Origin of the sequence: Alcanivorax quisquiliarum (assembly GCF_023051175.1) — a bacterium.
Taxonomy (GTDB): domain Bacteria; phylum Pseudomonadota; class Gammaproteobacteria; order Pseudomonadales; family Alcanivoracaceae; genus Isoalcanivorax; species Isoalcanivorax quisquiliarum.
Window position 1 is genome coordinate 305,572 of the sequence record NZ_JALKII010000001.1, and the last position, 19,009, is coordinate 324,580.

Here is a 19,009-nt window from a genome sequence, read left to right on the forward strand (position 1 = left end):
GTCAATTCCTTGCTAGAAACATGGGGGCATTATGCGCGCGGCGAACCTTCATAGAAACCCGCGCCCGATCTTCCAGCCCTCTCTGACGGAGCCATGATATGTCCCGAGCCGCGTTGTTGACCAGCAGCTTCAAGGCCCTGCGGCACGCTGTGGAGCGTCGCCGGCACCCCCAGCGCTTCATTCTGGTGGATCAGACGCCATGGGACGAAATCTACCGCGACGACATCATGGCCGTGCGCCGTTACAACCTGCCGGCCATGGATGAAATTACCGTAGAGGGCGAGCCGGTCACGGTGACCGATGCTATTGCGCCAACGCCGTTGCTGCTTGTCCCTGCCCTGGGCATCCATTCGTGGACATTCGATATCATGCCGGATCGCAGCATGGTGCGTTATCTGATGGCGCGAGGTTTTGATGTCTATCTGCTCGACTGGGGCCGGCCTTCCCTGTCAGAGCGCCCGCTGACGCTGGATACCTACGTCAACACCTGGCTGCCGGCCGCCGTCGAAGCAGTGCAGCGCGATGCGGCAGCGGAGCAGATCAGCCTGGTGGGTTACTGCATGGGCGGGCTGCTGTGCATGATGTATCTGGGCGGGCACGAAGATGCGCCTGTGAAGAACCTGGCGACGATTGCCAGCCCCGTTGATTTTCACCAAAGCGGTGCCTACGGCCGACTGTTCAGTCTGGTCAGCATCCCCGCCATGAAAGCGCACGATTGGTTTAGCGTACGCCTGGAGCCGCTTGATGCCAAGCTGTTTCATATTCCTGCCAACCTGCTCTCGCTCGGCTTCAAGATGACCAACCCGGCGGGCGTGGTGGCCTCATATATGGATCTGGTGCGCAACATCAGTAATCGCGATTATGTAACCGAATACATGACCATGGGCCAGTGGTTCAACGACATGCTGGACTACCCTGGCGCCATTGTGCGCGAAGTGATCGAGAAAATGGTGATCAGCAATGATATCGCTGGCGGGCGCATCCAGCTGGGCAAGCGTACCGCACGGCTGGCCAATATTCGTTGCAGCGTGCTGGCCGTGGCCGGTAGCACTGATCGCATTGTCACCATCCGCGCAGCCCGTGACATCCTGCGTGTGGTCGGCTCCCGGGACAAGCGTTTTGAAGTGGCCCCCGGCGGCCATGCCGGCGTTTTCGCCGGCAGCAAGGCGCCCACCCACACCTGGCGGCTGATCGCAGATTGGCTGTTGCCGCGTTCGGGCGCCGCAGAAACCTGATTCAGCCCGCGCGAGCGCCAGCCTGCTTCAGGGTATCGACAATCTGCTCGCTATATCGGTGCACCAGAAATGGCACGGCGTTCTCGTAGAACTTGATAAGAGACTCGCGAATAAAACCCCATTTGACGGCAGCCTGCTCCAGTGCCCGGCTGACATTTTCATTGTCGCGATAAGTCCGCCGCAGCTCGGCCAGTTGCTGCTCGAAAGCGGGCACCGCATCACGAAACTCCAGCCTTCCCTCCCCGGTATCCACCGCCATGCCCCCGGCAGGGTCGGCGGCCAGGGCCAGATATTCCGAGGCCATCCGCTGCATCTGCGCGGCCAGCGCCCATATGTCTGCCTGAGCGCCCTCGTTGCTGGCCTGAAAACCCGCCAGCCGGCCAGTGATTACTGCCGCCAACCCATTGACATCCTGAATGGCGTAGGTGTCTGCCTGCCCACGGGCGCGCCTGGCGGCACTGGCAAACGCTTCCCATTGTGGCCCGAGCTCGCGAAACAATGCCCGCTCCGGGTCGGTCGCCGCCGCCCGCGCCAATGCCTCGAAACTGCGCTGCCCCTGATCCACGCTGGCGAGCAGCCGGGAATGGTATTCCCGGTCGCCTGCCATCACTGTGTGCATGTGGAAGTCCGCACGAATGCGCCAGATATCCAGTTGCAAACGCTCCAGTGCAGCGCGATCCACCGACGCACTGGCCAGCACAGGCGCCAGCAACAGCGCTACAACAAGCAGCAAAGCATGTATTGGGCGCAGGCACTGTGCACCCCGACGGCGGGTCTTGAGGTCAGGCATGTTTATTCTCCAGACTATTATTTTTCTGCCTAGTGTTTTTCTGCCGAGCCAATGAGGTTAAACCTTGCCACCCGGGTTGTCACCCGGCATCAATAAGCTCCTGGTGCAGTGCTTGAAACTCCTGCGTCAGCTTGTGCTTGGGCGCCATATGAATCAGCGGCGTCGCCTGGCCGTGGGATTCGCGCATCACCACGCTTGCAGACAGATAACTGCCCAGGATCGGCAACCCTTCCTCAGCCAGACTGTCTACCAACTGCTGCGGCAATCGCGCACGGGGCTGGAACTGGTTGACAATGATGCCCTCGACTGCCAATTGCTCGTTGTGATCGTCACGTGCTTCACTGATATTTTCCAGCAAGGTGTAAAGGGCGTTGCGGGAAAAGGCATCGCAATCAAATGGTATCAAGACCTTGTCTGCAGCGATCAGCGCAGAGAGTGTGTAGAAATTATACGCAGGCGGCGTGTCGATATAGATAACGTCGAACTCTCGCTCCAGCGCCTTGATCAGGGACCGCAGCTTGTAAATCTTGTGCTTGCTCTCCAGCAGATGCTGAATTTCACCCAGCTCGGGATCTGACGGCAGCACGAACAGATTTTCAAACGCGGTCGCACGGATATATTCCAGTGGATCTTTTTCCTTCAGGCGGAACGACAGTGTCTGCGCAAAAAAAGTGCCAATATTCGGTTTCGGCCCTTCCCCATCGCTGTACGCATCCATGCCAAGCAGATACTGGCTGGCGTTGCATTGTGGGTCGAGATCCACCACCAGGGTACGCAACCCTTCGCTGGCGCTGATAGCGGCCAGATTGACCGTGATACTGGATTTTCCTACTCCACCTTTCTGGTTGAATACTACGCGCCGCATCCTTCGTCCTCCATTCGGCCAGCCGTGCCGCGCAATCATACAGACGCACACAGGGCGCGGCGAGAAACAGCCACCGTAACGCAACCGCATGTCAGACAAAGCGGCAGGTTATACACAGATACAGTGGATGACCCTGTGCATAACCCCGGTACAAGATGCCACAAGCCACGCCAGCCGCTTCACGCCCCCCGTGGTACAAGAACTGAACACCACGGCGCCCTTTGTATAACTTGAAGCGGTTTTTCCCGTCAGGTGTAGCCAGCTCTGTGAAAGCTGTTTACTCACACGGTGAAATGCTTGCAGCGCTTTGCAGACTCCCTATGATGAGAAAAAAGAATACACGGTGTATATCCCGTCCAGCATCAGGAGTCTCGCAATGACCAGCGCAATGCCGTTCTCCCCTGTCCCCACGGGCAGCAACCTCAAGCCGGTGCCGGGTGATCCGGGCCTGCCTCTGGTTGGCAACACGTTACGGATCATGCGCGACCCGCTGCGCATCGCCCGCGAGCGCTATGATCTCTATGGCCCCATTTCCTGGACCAACGCCTTCGGTATGCGCATGGTCAGCCTGATCGGCCCGGATGCCAACGAGTTCGTGCTGCTCAACCGTGGTGATCTGTTTTCCAATAATCAGGGTTGGGATTTCTTTATTGGTCGTTTCTTCCATCGCGGCATCATGCTGCTGGATTTCGAAGAACACCGCTGGCATCGCCGTATCATGCAGCAGGCGTTCAAACCGGAAGTGCTGCGTGAATATATTGCCCGCATGGGGCCGGCCATCCGTAGCGGGCTGAAGGCCTGGGAGCCAGGCAAAAGAGAGATGCTGCCCTCGATCAAACAGCTCACCCTCGACCTTGCCACGGATGTTTTCATGGGACAGCAGCTCGGGCAGGAAGCCGATCAGATCAACCGTGCTTTCGTGGATACGGTTCGTGCCGGCACTGCACTGGTGCGCTTCAATATGCCCGGCGGCCGCTGGTCACGCGGCCTGCGCGGCCGGCGCGTGCTGGAGGAGTTTTTCCGCCGGGAACTGCCCGCCAAGCGGCGCAGCGACGGGCCGGATCTGTTCAGTGCACTGTGCCGGGCCGAAACAGAAGATGGCGCCCGTTTCTCCGACGAAGACGTGGTCAACCACATGATCTTCCTGATGATGGCCGCCCATGACACCACCACCATCACCCTGACGGCCATGATCTACTGGCTGGCACGGCACCCCGAGTGGCAGCAGCGCTTGCGCGATGAAAGCGAAAGCCTGGGCAAAGCCCAGCTGGATTATGACGATCTGGCAAAGATGGAAGCGACCTCGCTGGTCATGAAAGAAGCACTGAGGCTGTGTGCACCAGTGCCGAGCATCCCGCGCCGCAGCGTTCGCGATGCCGAGTTTCAGGGGCATCATATCCCGGCTGGCACGCTGATCTCGATCACGCCGTTTTTTACCCACTATATGCACGAATACTGGCCGGAGCCGGAGCGCTTCGATCCGGAGCGATTTGCCGAGCATCGCCGGGAAGACAAGATTCATCCGTACGCCTGGGTGCCCTTTGGCGGCGGCGCGCACAAATGCATCGGCCTGCATTTTGCCGAGTTGCAGATCAAGGCGGTGATACACCAGCTGCTCCAGCATTTCAGCTGGACAGTGCCGGAGGATTACCGGATGAAACTGGACATGACCAGCCTGCCGGTGCCTACCGACGGTCTGCCCGTTACGCTGACACGGCGCTGAAGGCAACAAGCGCCGGGCCTGGCCCGGCGCTTGTTTCTCTCTGGCTTCGGCGCCCGGCTACGATACCGCTTCTGGCGCCATTCGCTGATTCCGGCCCTGCTTTTTCGGGTGCGCACGGCCCGCACGCTTATCGTGCTGCTCTCTTTGCTGCTTTCCTTGCTGCCTTTCTTTCTACCTCTCTTTTTGCCTCACCAGCCGTCTTTCTTGCCGCGTTCATCACTTCTCGCGCAGGCCCTAACGCATCGTCACGAACTCTTCCGCCGCTGTCGGATGAATCCCCAAGGTACGATCAAAATCTGCCTTGGTGGCCCCCATCACCAGTGCTACGGCAAAGCCCTGCACGATCTCGCCGGCATCTTCCCCCGCCATGTGCAGGCCCAGCACCTTGTCGGTCGCCTCATCGACGACCAGTTTCATCAGGGTGCGGGTCTTGCTGCTCCCGAGCGTGTAGCGCAACGGCCGGAATTCACTGCGGAACACCTTGACCGCTCCCACTTTTTCCCTTGCCTGCGCTTCGGTCATGCCCACCGTACCGATGTTGGGATGGCAAAATACCGCCGTGGCAATATTGTCGTAACTCAGCGGTGCCGGCTTCTCCGGTGCGAACAGCGTGCGTGCAAGCCACATGCCCTCGGCCAGAGCCACCGGAGTCAACTGCACCCGGTCGGTTACATCGCCTAACGCATAAATGCCGGGCACTGAGGTGGCATAGCCCTCGTCCACCTGAATGGCGCCGCTGTCCCGCAACGCAATGCCCACCTCGGGCGCAAACAGCCCCTCGGTGTTCGGCACCCGGCCCGTGGCGTAAAACACGGCATCCACATCCAGCCGCTCGCCGCCTTTCAGATGCAGGCAGCGCCGATTGCCGGGCAGCGCCTCGATCCGCTCCACATCCGTATTGAACCGGGGCCGGGCACCACTCTCGGCCATCTGAGCGGCGACAAACTGCCGAATATCATCGTCGAACCCGCGCAAGAACAGCTCGCCCCGGTACAGTTGATGCACCTCGCAGCCCAACCCATGCAGAATCGACGCAAACTCGGTGGCGATATAGCCGCCCCCCACCACCGCCACGCAGGCGGGAAGCGCCGGCAGCGAGAACAGATCATCCGAGATCAGCGCCAGCTCGCTGCCGGGCAGCTCCGGCACAAAGGGCCGCCCGCCCGTTGCCAGAATAATATTTCGCGTGTGTAGCACGCGATCGCCCGCCTGCACCTGCCCCGGCGCAAGAATCTGACCATGCGCTTCGATGACTTCCGCCCCGGCATTTTCCAGCAGCCGCCGATAAACACCGTTGAGCCGCTCAATCTCGCGTGTCTTGTTATCCCGTAGCCGCCCCCAATCAAAGCTGGCATCTCCGGTTTCAAAGCCATAGTCCTGAGCCAGAGTGAAGAGATCACGAAATTCGCTGGCATATGCGAACATCTTTTTCGGCACGCAACCGACATTGACACAGGTTCCGCCCAGAAAACGGGACTCCACCACCGCCACACGGGCGCCGAGGCTGGCCGCTATCCGGGCCGAGCGCACACCACCGGAACCCGCCCCGATGACTACCAGGTCGTACTGCTGTTCAGACATTTCCGCTCCTGTCATGTTTAGCCCGTCGCTATGCTGCCCCGGATGCCGCGGCGTCACAACTGGCAGGCAGCCCACCCATCCGGATCGCCTTCCCGCCCGCGCTCATCAGGACGACGTGCGCGAGCAGCGCTCTTCATCTTAATACCCGCCCGGCCCACCCGTCCTAACCAGCGCGTGTTCCGCGTGCGAACCTCTGACTCACCCTGCATCGCGGCAGCCATCCAGATCGCCGCCTCGCGCCTGACAGCGCGACCATTCACCTTGCACCGCCCCATCGCAAGAGAGGCACCACCGCAAGAGCGGTGCCGCCGCGCTCGATTTGTGATCAAGGCCGCACACTCCCCGGCTGGCGTGCCGGCAAAGCTGGGCGCGCAGCGTCTGATACGGCATACTCCCGCGTGCAGCCAGTATAAAGTATGGCCATACAGCTCAGAAAAGAGGCTGCCGCATCTTCAGGGGGATCGGGGCATGAACCGCATCAGGCTGATCACGCTTGTAACAGGGCTGCTGGCCGTGTGCCTGCCCGGCTACGCAGAAGCCGACACCATTTATCAGTTCCGCAGCCCGGATGGCACGCCGCTGTTCACCGATCGCAGTGTCATGCCCGGCGGCTATGAGCTGTTGAGCATTCGCAAAGGCTGGGATTTCACCCCGCGCGCGCTGAGCACTGACTTGCGCGATCTCTATGACCTGGAAATCCGCTACGCCGCTCGCAGCCATAGTGTCGAGCCGGGGCTTATCAAGGCTGTGATCCATGCAGAATCACTGTTCGACCGCCACGCCGTATCACGCGTCGGCGCACAGGGCCTGATGCAGCTGATGCCGCAGACGGCAGCTTTTCTCGATGTCAGCAATCCGTTTGATCCACGCCAGAACATCAGCGGCGGCGCGCGCTTTTTGAGCTACCTGATGGAGCGTTTCGATTCACTGGAGCATGTGCTGGCGGCGTATAATGCCGGCGAAGGGAATGTGCGCCGTTACGGCGGCGTGCCGCCGTTTGAAGAGACGCGCCGATACGTCAAAAAAGTGCAGGAGTTGTTGCCGCGGTATCGCGCTCACTTCGAGCAAGACGATCAGAGCAATACGCTGGCGGCCCGCTGACTGCCTTACGGACTTTCGTCTTTGTCTGCGTCATCTGCCATCGGCATGATTATCCGATCACAAAATCCGCTCGCTTATCCTCGACAACCTGATCCCTGCGCCGGCCCTCCGCTGGCACATATCATTGCCATGCTATCCAGCTGGCAGCTCGACGCCCACCCACTGCCCATCGTAAATCACAGGGTAACAACCTGGCTGCCCGGCCCGACCACTCTCCCGCAGATCGAACAACTGCCCATGGCCAGGGCAGCGCAGCTGATAGCCGGTGAGTGTCCCACGCGCAAGCTCGGCGCCGGCATGCGGGCACAGCGCATTGATAATAAATATCTCTTGCTCGACGCATACCAGCAGCAGTTCGTGCCGGCCGACCCGGAATCGAGCCTTCAGGCCATGGTGCAACTGATCTAGCCGCAACAACCGCTGAAACACAAACGCCCTCCATGCCATGCCCCGATATTCTCCTCGTGAGCATCTCATGGAGGGCGTGTGCAGGCTAGTCAGCCTGTCAGCACAGCTTTATTACCTGCCGTGCTTTTCCGCCAGATAGAACCAGGTGGCAAGCACCGAGTCCGGGTTCAGTGACACGCTGGAGATACCCTGCTCCATCAGCCACTTGGCCAGATCCGGGTGATCCGACGGCCCCTGCCCGCAAATACCGATGTACTTGCCGGCCTTGTTGCACGCCTCGATCGCCATGCTCAGCAGTTTCTTCACGGCCGGATCACGTTCGTCAAACAGGTGGCTGACGATACCGGAGTCCCGATCCAGGCCCAGTGTCAGCTGGGTCAGATCATTGGAGCCGATCGAGTAGCCATCGAAGTGTTTCAGGAACTCGTCGGCCAGCAGCGCGTTAGTTGGCAGCTCGCACATCATGATGATGCGCAGGCCCTCGTCACCACGCTTCAGCCCGTTGCGTGCCAGCAGGTCGATGACGTGCTCCGCCTCGCCGACTGTTCGTACGAACGGCACCATCACTTCAACGTTGGTGAAGCCCATCTGCTCGCGTACTTTCTTCAGGGCACGGCATTCCAATTCGAAGCAATCACGGAAGTTCTCGCTGATATAGCGCGAGGCGCCTCGGAAGCCGAGCATCGGGTTTTCTTCTTCCGGCTCGTACAGCTTACCGCCAATCAGGTTGGCATACTCGTTGGACTTGAAGTCCGACAGCCTCACGATCACTTTTTCCGGGTGGAAAGCTGCCGCAAGCGTACTGATACCCTCCACCAGCTTCTCGACGTAGAAGTCCACCGGCGACGCGTAGCCCGCAATACGCTTGTCCACCGTCTGTTGCAGCTCACGCGGCAGGCTGTCGTAGTTCAGCAAGGCCTTGGGGTGCACACCGATCATGCGGTTGATAATGAACTCCAGGCGGGCCAGCCCCACGCCCTGGTTCGGCAGTGTGGCAAAATCGAACGCCCGGTCCGGGTTGCCTACGTTCATCATGATCTTGAACGGCAGCTTCGGCATGGATTCGATCGAGTTGCGCTGAACCTCGAATTCCAGACGGCCTTCATAGATCTTCCCGGTGTCACCTTCTGCACAAGACGCAGTGACCAGCTGGCCATCAGTCAGCAGCTCTGTCGCGTCGCCACAGCCGACAATGGCCGGCACGCCCAGCTCGCGCGCAATAATGGCCGCGTGGCAGGTGCGCCCGCCGCGGTTGGTGATGATCGCCGCCGCTCGCTTCATCACCGGCTCCCAATCCGGATCGGTCATGTCAGTGACCAGCACATCGCCGTCCTGGACGCGATCCATCTCCTTGATATTATTGACCACTCTCACCGGGCCGGCGCCAATGCGCTGGCCGATGGCACGGCCTTCCACCAGCACCTTGCCCTTCTGCTTGAGCAGGTAACGCTCCATGACGGAGACATCGGAACGGCTCTTTACTGTCTCCGGGCGGGCCTGCACGATGTAGATCTTGCCGTCATCGCCATCCAGTGCCCACTCGATATCCATCGGATGGCCGTAGTGTTTTTCGATCTCGATCGCCTGGCGCGACAGGTCTTCGATCTGCTCCTCGGAGAGGGAGAAACGCAAGCGGTCTTCACGGCTGACGTCCACCACTTCCACCGATTTGCCGGCCGAAGCCTCCGAGCCGTAGATCATCTTTTGCAGCTTGGAGCCGAGGTTGCGCCGCAGAATCGCCGGACGCTTGTTCAGCAACGTCTTTTTATGAACGTAGAACTCGTCCGGGTTGACGGCGCCCTGCACCACCATCTCGCCCAGGCCGTAAGACGAGGTGATGAACACCACATCCCGGAAGCCAGACTCGGTATCCAGAGTGAACATGACCCCGGCGGCGCCGGTTTCCGAGCGCACCATGCGTTGGATGCCTGCGGACAGTGCCACCCCCGCGTGCTCGAAGCCCTGGTGTACACGGTAGGAAATCGCCCGATCATTGAACAACGAGGCAAACACCTCCTTGATCGCGACCAGCACATTGTCGACGCCACGAATATTGAGGAAGGTTTCCTGCTGGCCGGCAAACGAGGCATCCGGCAAGTCTTCGGCTGTGGCCGAAGAACGAACCGCCACCGCCAGCTCGGCATTGCCATCGCTGATGCGGGCAAAGGCGTCACGAATCTGCTGCTCCAGCTCGGGCTGGAACGGCGCCTCGACGACCCAGTTGCGGATCTTTGCGCCCGTCTCTGCCAGCGCCACCACGTCATTGACGTCCAGCTGGCTCAACGCCTCGTTGATCTTGCGGGTCAGGTCATTGTGCTCTAGGAAATCGCGATAGGCCTGCGCCGTGGTAGCGAATCCGCCGGGCACGGAAACGCCCGCCGCCGCCAGATTGCTGATCATTTCACCCAGGGACGCGTTCTTGCCCCCGACCGTTTCCACGTCGCCTTTGCCCAGGCGTTCAAACCAGACTACGTACTCCGCCAAGGTCCTGCTCCCTCAATTTCCGGAATGGATTGGATATGCCGGCCGCTATTCTACTCAAAAATCCTGGCAGTTTCTCGCTTCTCGTTCAGTCAGGCTGTGGATCAGCTTCTCCGCGGGCTCGCCGCCGGGCAGATATCCCCGGCGCAGGCCATCACGGGGTTGCGACTGGCAGGCGCCCTCGCTAGCCTAGGCGCTCCTGGCCGTCTGCACGCAGCACCGGCCCGACGGCCCACCCCTCGCACCGATGCCGGGAGCCTGAACCACCCATGAAGCGTACGGCCTTTTTCCTCTCGGACGGGACCGGCATTACCGCCGAGACCTTGGGCCACTCCATGCTGAGCCAGTTCAGCGGAGTGGTTTTTGAGCAGATCACCCTGCCTTTCGTGAACTCTCATGAAACCACCGCCGAAGCGGTGGCCCGCATCAACGAGGCCGCCGAACGGGATGGCGCCCGCCCTATCGTGTTTTCCACCTTGGTCAATGAAGAGCACCGCGAGATTCTGAGCCGGTGCCGGGCACTGATTCTCGACATGTTCGCGGTTTTTCTCGGCCCGTTGGAGGAAGAACTCGGCGTGCGCTCCAGCCACAAGGTTGGCCAGAGCCACTCGATACGGGATCACGAAGCCTACCGTATCCGCATGGAAGCGGTGCATTTTGCGCTGGACAACGATGATGGCGCCCGCACTCGGCACTACGATATGGCCGACATCATCCTGATTGGGGTATCGCGCAGTGGCAAAACGCCGACCAGCCTCTACCTGGCACTTCAGTTCGGTCTTTATGCGGCCAATTACCCTCTCACCGAGGATGATTTCGACGATCTCCGCCTGCCCAAGGCGCTCCTGCCCCATAAAGACAAACTGTTCGGCCTCACCATCGATACCGAGCGGCTGGCCGCCATCCGCAGCGAGCGCAAGGCGGGCAGTCGTTACGCCTCACAACGGCAATGCGACATGGAAACCCGCGCACTTGAGGCGCTGTTCAATCGTTACAATATTCCCAGCATCAACGCCACGGAACTCTCCATCGAGGAGATTTCCACGCGCATCCTGGCGAAAACCGGGCTGCAACGGCGCTTGCAGTAACGCACCCTTCGATCGCTGTGGCTATACAGTAGCCGCCCTGCTCTGGCATGCTGAAGCCACCTTGGATACAAGAGCCAGGCATGACTCAGCGCACAGTGTTTATCGTCTCCGGCGGCACCGGCATCACGGCAGAAGCCATCAGTAATTCCATGTTGAGCCAGTTCGGTGATATTCACTTTGAACAGCGCACTCTCATCTATGTCCGCAGCGATGAAGATTGTCACGACATCGTGCGTCAGATTCGCGAGGCGGCAGAGCGCAACCACAGCAAACCGGTGGTCTTTTCTACCCTCGTCAACCCCCGGCATCGAGAGATGCTGAGCAAATCCGGCGCACTGGTGCTGGATCTGTTCGGCACCTTTCTGGAGCCGCTTGAAGGCGAGCTGGGCATTCGCTCCAGCGAAAAAGTGGGCCACAGCCACGCCGTGCGCGATCCATCAGCTTATCGGCTACGCATTGATGCGGTACATTTCGCGCTGGAAAATGATGATGGCGCCCATACCCGACATTACGATCAGGCCGATATTGTGCTGATCGGCGTATCACGCAGCGGCAAGACGCCCACGAGCCTTTACCTTGCGCTCCAGCTCGGGCTTTACCCCGCCAACTATCCCTTCACGGAAGAGGATTTCGACGATTTGCGCCTGCCCGAGGCACTGGAGCCTCATAAAGACAAGCTGTTCGCGCTGCTCATCGACCCCGAGCGCCTGACCGCAATTCGCCAGGAACGCATGGCCGGCAGCCGCTACGCATCGGCGCAGCAGTGCGAGGCCGAAGTACGCGCCTTCAACGCCATTGTGGCGCGTTACGGCATCCCGTCGATCAATGTGACTGAGCGATCAATCGAAGAAATTTCGACGAAGATACTGGCGGCAACGGGGTTGAAGCGGCGGGTGTAGACGCTTTAACACTGCCGCATCAATTCAGTCACCGCATCGATTACCTGCGCCTGCTCTGTGTCGGTGAGCGCGTAATAAAGCGGCAACCGCACCAGATCGCCACAGGCTGCAAGGGTATGCTTGGCACTACCCTGAAAACGGCTGTTCAGCAGGCCGGCGGGCGCAGTGTGCAGCGGCGTATAATGACTGCAAGCCTCCACCCCTTTTTCGGCCAACGCGGCAATCCAGGCGTCACGCGAAAGGCCGGGCGGCAAGCGCAGATAGAACAAATGCCCGTTGTGGCGACAGCCTGCCGGCACCGACTGTATGCCAAACCCCTGCGACGCTCCCAGCGGGCCCAGCATTTCGGCATACCGTTGCCACAGCGCACGACGACGCTCGTTGACTTTCTCCGCTGCCGACAGTTGCGCATAAAGACAGGCCGCCTGCACCTCGCTGGGCAGATAATTGCTTCCCACTACCTGCCAGGTGTAACGATCCACGTCCCCACGCAAGAAGGCATCGCGATCCGTGCCCTTTGTGCGTATGAGCCGGGCGCGCTCCGCCATGCGCGGTTCGTTCACCAGCAACATGCCGCCTTCACCGCCGCTGGTATAGTTTTTTGTCGCATGAAAACTCAGCGCACCAAGATCGCCAATACTGCCCAGCGGCCTGCCACGCCACTGCGCCATGACGCCGTGTGCAGCGTCTTCGATGACCAGCAGACCATGCCGCTTCGCCAGCGGCAGGATGGCCTCCATCTCGCAGGCCACGCCACCGTAGTGCACCACCACCACCGCTCGCGTGCGCTCTGTGATAGCCGCTTCGATAGCCCGCTCGTCGATATTGCAGGTATCCGTGCGGATATCCACGAACACCGGCATCGCGCCGCGTAATGCAAACGCATTGGCGCTGCTGACGAAGGTGTAACCCGGCAGGATCACCTCATCACCGGGCCCGATATCCGCCACCAGTGCAGCCAGTTCCAGGGCATGGGTGCAGGATGGGGTCATCAGCGCCACACTGCCGCCCGTGTGACGATGAAACCAGCTCTCGCATTCCAGACGAAAACTTGTGCCCAGCTCCGCCCGTAACACCTCGTTCACACAGGCAAGCTCGGTTCCCAGATACAGCGGCCTATTGAAGGGGATCATGTACTCTGCCCGCCCCCGCCCTGCCCGTTCAGCACACAGTCGAGGTAACGCCCGTAGGGCGTGCCGCGCAGCTGGTCCAGGCGCGTGAGCAATGTTTGCGCATTGATCCACCCGGCATTCCACGCTATCTCTTCGAGGCAAGCGATCTTCATGCCTTGCCTGTGCTCTACAGCCTGCACAAACATGCTGGCCTCCAGCAAACTGTCAGGCGTGCCCGCATCAAGCCACGTAAACCCGCGCCCCAACAGCTGCGCCTGCAAACGGCCTTGCTGACGATACACCTCCAGCACATCAATGATTTCACGCTCGCCCCGCGCCGAAGGGGCAATGCTTACTGCGACATCCACGACATCGGCGCTGAAGAAATAAAGCCCCGTCACCGCATATTGCGAAGCCGGATTCTGCGGCTTTTCCACCAGCCCCTGAACAGCGCCATCGGCGTCAAAGCTCACCACCCCGAAGCGACGCGGGTCGTGCACAGCGTGAGCGAACAATGTGGCTCCGGTGTTGGTGGCCCTCGCCTTCTGCAACATCGGCGTAAAAGCATGCCCGTAAAAAATATTATCGCCCAGCACCAGGGACACCGGGTCTGAACCGATGAAATCCCGGCCGATATGAAACGCTTCCGCAATGCCACCCGGTTGCTGCTGAATCGCGTAGCGAATATCCATGCCCAGATGATCGCCCTGCCCCAGCACCCGCTGATACGCTGGCAGATCGTCTTTCGTGGTGATCAGCAACACATCCCGGACACCCGCCAGCATCAGCACCGAGAGCGGGTAAAAAACCATCGGCTTGTCGTACACCGGCAACAGATGCTTCGACACCCCGAGCGTTACCGGCGCGAGGCGAGAACCCGTTCCCGCCGCCATGACGATGCCACGCAAGGGCCGCATGCCTGCGAGCATCAGCGTCCCCCCCCAGGCTGGCGGCGATAGTATTCGATATAGAAACGCACCGTCTCTCGCAGCCCTTCATCAAAAGGCGTTGCGGCTTGCCAGCCCAACGCCTGGATCTTGCTGCTATCCAGCCCATAACGCCAATCATGCCCAGGACGGTCGGCCACCTGCGCAATCAGTGTCGCGTGCCCACCAGCCGGTGCAGTGCTCGGGCTCATTTCGTCCAGTATCCTGCAAACCTGGTTGACCAGATCAAAGTTATTCCGGGGGTTGTCGGCGCCAATGTTGTAATGCTCCCCTGGGGAACCCTTCTCCAGCAGCAGCCACAGCGCCCGCACATGATCTTCCACATGCAGCCAGTCGCGCACTTGCCGGCCGCTACCATACAGCGGAATGGGCTCCCCACGAAGCGCGTGGCGGATTACCACCGGAATGAGCTTCTCAGGATACTGCCAAGGCCCGTAATTATTGGTGCAATGGGACACCAGCACCGGCACACCCCAGGTTCTGAACCAGGCATCGGCAAGGTGATCAGCGGCGGCCTTGCTGGCGGCATAGGGAGAACCGGGGCGGTAGGCATCGCCCTCCCGGGCCGGCGCGCCAGTGGGGCCGAGATCGCCGTAGACTTCGTCCGTGGACACCTGCAGCATTCGAAAGTCGGCAGCCCGGGCAGGATGGCCGGCCAGCCAGCCACGCACCGCTTCAAGTACCGCGTGAGTGCCCTGAACATTGTGCCGCAAGAAAGGTTCCGGGGACTGGATCGAACGATCGACATGGGTTTCGGCCGCCAGGTGCAACAAGGCGCGCGGCTGATACAAATCGAGCAACGTGGCCAGCCCCGCCTGATCCGTGACATCGGCCTGCACGAAGGTATAGCGTGGCTGCGCCAGCCCTTTCAGCGCTACGGGCTGCGCCGCATAGGTGAGAGCATCGATGTTGATCACCCGCTCATCGGTATGCGCCAGCAGCCAATGCACAAGGTGCACCCCGATAAAGCCGCAACCGCCTGTCACCATCAATGTCATGTTGTCCAGCCCTACTGCCGACCTGTCCCGGCCAGCGCAAAAGGAGCATTGTAGTCGGGGTTAAGCCAAGGCGCGACTGGCCATATCCCATGATCCAAAAGTATTTTCAGGGGAGCTTGCAGCGGGCCCGGCGGCCATCGCTCATGGGAGAGATTTGTAGCCCCCCTGCTGAAGTTTGTTATGCTTCACTGCACGGCCAAGGCGGAAAGAGGTGTCACGCGTGCAACCGGATATATTCAAGAAGGTTGTCAGCCGCCTTGAAGAAGCCATCCGGCAGGAGAAAAACGACTTCATACGGGACTCTGTCATCCAGCGCTTCGAGTTCAGTATTGAACTGGCGTGGAAAACCGCCAAAAAATCCATGGGGGTCACCACAGCGGCCCCAAAGATGTAGTCCGTGAAATAGCCCAGAGCCGCTATATCGATGACGTGCAGCTTTGGCTGGAGGCAATCGACATGCGCAACCTGTCCTCGCACACCTATTAAGGAGCACCTGGCCGAGAAGGTGTACGGCTTTGCCTGTGCCTTCCTGCCCAGCCTGCACGCCCTCATTGCACGCCTGGAAAGCAAATGAAGTTCGACCTCACCCCTCATGAATACGACTACATCACCGAGCACCTTGTTGCCCCGCTGGCAGCCCAGGGGGCTGAGGTCTTCTGCTACGGCTCCCGGGCCAGAGGCGATCACCATCGCTTCTCCGATCTTGACCTGATGATTGAGGGGAATGGGAACTATTCCAGGCTCTTGAGCCAACTGCAAGAACAGCTGTCCGAAAGCAACTTTCCCTACAAGGTCGACCTGGTTGAATTCAGAGACTTTGCGGAGAGTTACAAGCCCGGGAATCACCGGGACCGGGGGCGCTGGCTCCACCCCAGCCCTGGTGACAGCCTGGAGCCAGGCGGTCCGGAATGAAGTAGAGGCCTGGCATCGCTCTGCCCCCCCTCCCGTCTCGCGGGGCATTCAGGTAAAATCAGCCCAAGTATTTGAGTGGATCTGCGAGATGCATCTGAAACCGAACACAGCAGAACCTGAAGAAGCGTGATTCCCGCCATGTTCCCTCGTAGCAGCACGGAGCTCCATGCCCTTGACGAGATCTCCGGCCTTGATCTAAGTGCTCTGACTATTTTCACGCGCTACCGGGGCCACCCTCAACTCAGCCATTCCGACCACCAAAGCCTTTTTCGGCACGAATTGGTTTCTGCCGTTGAAATCGGCGGCGTCTGCACTACCCTAAGCAACGAACATGGGGTGATCGCGGCTTGCGCCATCAAGCCGCTTGGCTGGGACTCCCAGCACTTTGGCTTACCCATGGCAAGGCTGAGCCTGGCTGCATCTCCAGCATGCCCCCCAACTGCCTTGGGGGGCTTTCTCCGAGACACCTTTCATGTCGCAAAGCAGAAGATTCCCAGCCTGCATGTATCCTGTGAAGTGGATATCGATGACTATCCCTGCCTAAATGCGCTGATCGACCTGGGTGCAGAGATTCTGGACGTCAAACGGGAATACCGCTGGACATCACTGAAAGGCATTAAGCCCCCCAAGTTTCTGACCCGCGTGCGCGACTACCGCCCGGAAGACAAGCCGGCGGTCATGCAACTGCTGGATAAAGTCCATTTTGAAAGCCGTTTTTCCCGCGACCCACAGCTAGACCAACAGAAAGCCGCCGACCTTTACCGCCTGTGGCTGGGGAAGCTGCTTGATGCGCCGGAAAGCGATAGAATCGCCTTGGTAATGGAAAGAGATGGCCGCGTACAAGCCTGCGGAGCCATAGAAAAGCAGGATCTGGGTTGCGCCGGAGTGGCCATACAGCTGATGAATAATGGGATTTATCTTTCATCCCCAGCTGCTACCGGCAGCTATTATCCCATAATTTACACACTGGCCGAGCGCTCACTGATCCATTTCAGCAGTGTACAAACTTGTGTTTCGCTGAATAACCATGCAGCGAGCCGGGTACTGGAGAAGATGGGTGTAGGCGCAGAATCTAGCCGATATGCCCTGCGGCTTTATCACTAAAAACTATCAATTAGCCATGTTTATCGACACAGAAACCCTGCCATTTCTCAAAAATATAGCAAACAGTTCCAATGACATTTACGAGGAGCTGGTATCGGTGCTATCAAAAGAGCCTGAAGCTCACAAAGCCATTCATGGAGAGATGGTTATGGATTTCCCCTCAAACCAGTGGGCGTGGGAGAGCGGAATCAATAGGGAGCGGGTTGGATACGATCTCCGTGACGGCAATTTCTCCATGTACGCCATTTATAAAAAAACAGGGAACGAAGTAACCCTTGACCGAACAAGCTTGTTCCCCAAGACAATGTCTCTCCTTTCTTCATTCGATAATCCCCACTACATTGCCTTTAATTTCCTACACCCTGGCTCCCACCTTAAGCCCCATTCGCATATACGAAAACACTATGTCTACCATCTACTTCTTCAGAACCTGACAGATGGCAATTGTGAAATGATTTGCGGCAAGGAAAGAAAATATTTGAAAGCCGCTGGTGACCACCTTATGTTTGATTACAGTCAGATTCATGAGACTTTTCATCGTGCATCAAATGTAAGAATCAATCTGATGGTGGATTTTTTACCAGAGAGTCGCCTTTAATGCAAAATTCAACCGTACTCGTCACAGGTGGTTCAGGCCTAATCGGCACTCACCTCATCAAGAGTCTTATTTCCGAAGGTTCAATCGTAATCAGCCTGGCCAGAAGTTACCCGCTTCAAACACTCGGCATTGTCCCAGAATACCCCGGCGCATGCTTCCAGATTGAAGGCGATATCCGCAACCAGGCACTACTCGAAGAAATCTTTGCCAACCACCAACCAACACATCTAGTACACTTGGCAGCCCAACCTATTGTTGGTAGCGCCCTTGAGAATGCTGAGCCCACCTTCGACATCAATATTCGCGGCACCTGGCTCTTGCTGGAAGCAGCACGCAAATATGGCAAGCTCCGGTCCATCGTCATCGCTTCGTCAGACAAAGCCTACGGTCAACAAAACACCCTGCCCTACCGGGAGAATTTTGAACTCAAAGCCAAATACCCCTACGACGTTAGCAAACAGGCCACAGAGCAGCTAGCCATGAGCTACTACCACACCCACGGCCTGCCTATCAGTATCACCCGCTGCGGCAATACCTTCGGTGCTTATGACCTGAACTTTAGTCGCATCGTGCCCGGCACCATTCTTTCCTGTCTGAAAAACGAAGATATCATTATCCGCAGCTCTGGGCGGCTTCAGCGCTGCTATGTCTATGCAGAGGATGTTGCAGATGCTTACCTGAGACTACTCACTGCGCCGCAAGAAAGAGTGGCCGGACAAGCCTTCAACGTCGGCAACCCCACCGCTACTTCCGTGATCGATATAGTCAAAAACATTCAGCAAACCATACCGGAAAGCCAGTCCCGGATCGTCATCCAGAATCAGGTCTTCGGCGAAATCGAGCACCAATCACTGGATTCCAGCAAGATTGCCAGCATCCTGGGCTGGCAACCTAGAAGCCCTTTGTATCAGGCACTAGAAAAAACGGTTGCCTGGTACCGCTCATACCGGTGCATGCAGAGCCAACCACCCAGGAAGCCGTAAACCTATTGAATGTTTCCCGCCCGCATCTGGCGAAACTACTGGAGGAAGGCTCTCTGCCCTATACCAAGACAGACACACATAGGCGCATCCGCTTTCATACCTTGATACACTACAAAAAAACGCACCAGGGAAAGTAAAGACGCCCTGCAAGCCCTGCTGATCAAGCTCAGATACGACATAGGGT

20 protein-coding genes are annotated in these 19,009 nt (G+C 58.8%); 12 read left to right on the forward strand and 8 right to left on the reverse strand.

What is annotated here, in order from left to right:
- Positions 1-98: 98 nt before the first annotated feature.
- Complete coding sequence (locus MU846_RS01420) at positions 99-1,235, forward strand: alpha/beta fold hydrolase (protein ID WP_246947498.1); 1,137 nt, start codon at positions 99-101, stop codon at positions 1,233-1,235.
- 1 nt (position 1,236) lies between these two features.
- Here the strand turns inward: MU846_RS01420 and MU846_RS01425 are convergent, their stop codons facing one another.
- Complete coding sequence (locus MU846_RS01425; RefSeq protein WP_246947501.1) at positions 1,237-2,025, reverse strand: hypothetical protein; 789 nt, start codon at positions 2,023-2,025, stop codon at positions 1,237-1,239.
- A 79-nt stretch (positions 2,026-2,104) separates the two neighbouring features.
- Positions 2,105-2,890 (reverse strand): ParA family protein, encoded by a 786-nt coding sequence (locus MU846_RS01430; RefSeq protein WP_246947503.1) that lies wholly within the window; start codon positions 2,888-2,890, stop codon positions 2,105-2,107.
- Between the two features lie 376 nt (positions 2,891-3,266).
- Between MU846_RS01430 and MU846_RS01435 the strand changes: the two genes are divergently transcribed.
- Positions 3,267-4,613 carry a cytochrome P450 gene (locus tag MU846_RS01435; RefSeq protein WP_246947509.1) on the forward strand — a complete coding sequence of 449 codons (1,347 nt, stop codon included), beginning with the start codon at positions 3,267-3,269 and terminating at the stop codon, positions 4,611-4,613.
- Between the two features lie 234 nt (positions 4,614-4,847).
- On the opposite strand, the gene gorA is transcribed toward MU846_RS01435, so the two are convergent.
- A complete protein-coding gene (gene gorA / locus MU846_RS01440) occupies positions 4,848-6,194 on the reverse strand; it encodes a glutathione-disulfide reductase (protein ID WP_246947516.1) in 1,347 nt (448 codons plus the stop codon).
- 468 nt (positions 6,195-6,662) lie between these two features.
- Between gorA and MU846_RS01445 the strand changes: the two genes are divergently transcribed.
- Entirely contained in the window at positions 6,663-7,295 is a 633-nt protein-coding gene (locus MU846_RS01445; RefSeq protein WP_246947517.1) for a lytic transglycosylase domain-containing protein, read from the forward strand.
- Positions 7,296-7,427: 132 nt separating this feature from the next.
- Here MU846_RS01445 and MU846_RS14715 read toward each other — a convergent pair whose 3' ends face one another.
- Both MU846_RS14715 and ppsA read right to left on the reverse strand, forming a co-directional pair.
- Positions 7,428-7,772, reverse strand: a complete 345-nt coding sequence (locus MU846_RS14715) for a Rieske (2Fe-2S) protein (RefSeq protein WP_371738455.1) — start codon at positions 7,770-7,772, stop codon at positions 7,428-7,430.
- A 42-nt stretch (positions 7,773-7,814) separates the two neighbouring features.
- Complete coding sequence (gene ppsA / locus MU846_RS01455) at positions 7,815-10,187, reverse strand: phosphoenolpyruvate synthase (protein WP_246947521.1); 2,373 nt, start codon at positions 10,185-10,187, stop codon at positions 7,815-7,817.
- A gap of 266 nt (positions 10,188-10,453) precedes the next feature.
- Here ppsA and ppsR (MU846_RS01460) point away from each other — a divergent pair, with 266 nt between their 5' ends.
- Both ppsR (MU846_RS01460) and ppsR (MU846_RS01465) read left to right on the forward strand, forming a co-directional pair.
- Complete coding sequence (gene ppsR, locus MU846_RS01460; protein WP_246947524.1) at positions 10,454-11,272, forward strand: posphoenolpyruvate synthetase regulatory kinase/phosphorylase PpsR; 819 nt, start codon at positions 10,454-10,456, stop codon at positions 11,270-11,272.
- 80 nt (positions 11,273-11,352) lie between these two features.
- Positions 11,353-12,171, forward strand: coding sequence for a posphoenolpyruvate synthetase regulatory kinase/phosphorylase PpsR (gene ppsR / locus MU846_RS01465; protein ID WP_246947528.1), 819 nt, complete (start codon positions 11,353-11,355; stop codon positions 12,169-12,171).
- A gap of 5 nt (positions 12,172-12,176) precedes the next feature.
- Here the strand turns inward: ppsR (MU846_RS01465) and rffA are convergent, their stop codons facing one another.
- Genes rffA through rfbB form a run of 3 tightly spaced genes read right to left on the reverse strand, consistent with a single transcriptional unit; the run spans position 12,177 to position 15,228 of the window.
- Positions 12,177-13,304 (reverse strand): dTDP-4-amino-4,6-dideoxygalactose transaminase, encoded by a 1,128-nt coding sequence (rffA, locus tag MU846_RS01470; RefSeq protein WP_246947530.1) that lies wholly within the window; start codon positions 13,302-13,304, stop codon positions 12,177-12,179.
- Positions 13,301-14,212 carry a glucose-1-phosphate thymidylyltransferase RfbA gene (gene rfbA / locus MU846_RS01475; protein ID WP_246947533.1) on the reverse strand — a complete coding sequence of 304 codons (912 nt, stop codon included), beginning with the start codon at positions 14,210-14,212 and terminating at the stop codon, positions 13,301-13,303. The genes rffA and rfbA overlap by 4 nt, the downstream gene beginning before the upstream one ends.
- The gene (rfbB, locus tag MU846_RS01480) at positions 14,212-15,228 is read right to left on the reverse strand and encodes a dTDP-glucose 4,6-dehydratase (protein ID WP_246947535.1); all 1,017 of its coding nucleotides are present in this window, start codon (positions 15,226-15,228) and stop codon (positions 14,212-14,214) included. The genes rfbA and rfbB overlap by 1 nt, the downstream gene beginning before the upstream one ends.
- A gap of 211 nt (positions 15,229-15,439) precedes the next feature.
- On the opposite strand from rfbB, the gene MU846_RS01485 reads away from it, so the two are divergent.
- The 7 genes from MU846_RS01485 to MU846_RS01510 all read left to right on the forward strand — a co-directional run bounded on the left by MU846_RS01485 (position 15,440) and on the right by MU846_RS01510 (position 18,962).
- Positions 15,440-15,622 (forward strand): nucleotidyltransferase substrate binding protein, encoded by a 183-nt coding sequence (locus MU846_RS01485; RefSeq protein ID WP_246947536.1) that lies wholly within the window; start codon positions 15,440-15,442, stop codon positions 15,620-15,622.
- On the forward strand, positions 15,568-15,714 hold the full coding sequence (locus tag MU846_RS14720) for a nucleotidyltransferase substrate binding protein (RefSeq protein WP_371738456.1): 147 nt from the start codon (positions 15,568-15,570) through the stop codon (positions 15,712-15,714). Before MU846_RS01485 ends, MU846_RS14720 begins: the two co-directional genes overlap by 55 nt.
- A gap of 84 nt (positions 15,715-15,798) precedes the next feature.
- Positions 15,799-16,140 (forward strand): nucleotidyltransferase family protein, encoded by a 342-nt coding sequence (locus tag MU846_RS01490; protein WP_246947537.1) that lies wholly within the window; start codon positions 15,799-15,801, stop codon positions 16,138-16,140.
- 138 nt (positions 16,141-16,278) lie between these two features.
- The gene (locus MU846_RS01495; protein ID WP_246947539.1) at positions 16,279-17,244 is read left to right on the forward strand and encodes a hypothetical protein; all 966 of its coding nucleotides are present in this window, start codon (positions 16,279-16,281) and stop codon (positions 17,242-17,244) included.
- Between the two features lie 16 nt (positions 17,245-17,260).
- Positions 17,261-17,842, forward strand: a complete 582-nt coding sequence (locus MU846_RS01500) for an aspartyl/asparaginyl beta-hydroxylase domain-containing protein (RefSeq protein WP_246947542.1) — start codon at positions 17,261-17,263, stop codon at positions 17,840-17,842.
- Entirely contained in the window at positions 17,842-18,825 is a 984-nt protein-coding gene (locus tag MU846_RS01505) for an NAD-dependent epimerase/dehydratase family protein (protein ID WP_246947543.1), read from the forward strand. Before MU846_RS01500 ends, MU846_RS01505 begins: the two co-directional genes overlap by 1 nt.
- Positions 18,792-18,962, forward strand: a complete 171-nt coding sequence (locus tag MU846_RS01510) for an excisionase family DNA-binding protein (protein ID WP_246947546.1) — start codon at positions 18,792-18,794, stop codon at positions 18,960-18,962. The genes MU846_RS01505 and MU846_RS01510 overlap by 34 nt, the downstream gene beginning before the upstream one ends.
- The last annotated feature ends 47 nt before the right edge of the window (positions 18,963-19,009 follow it).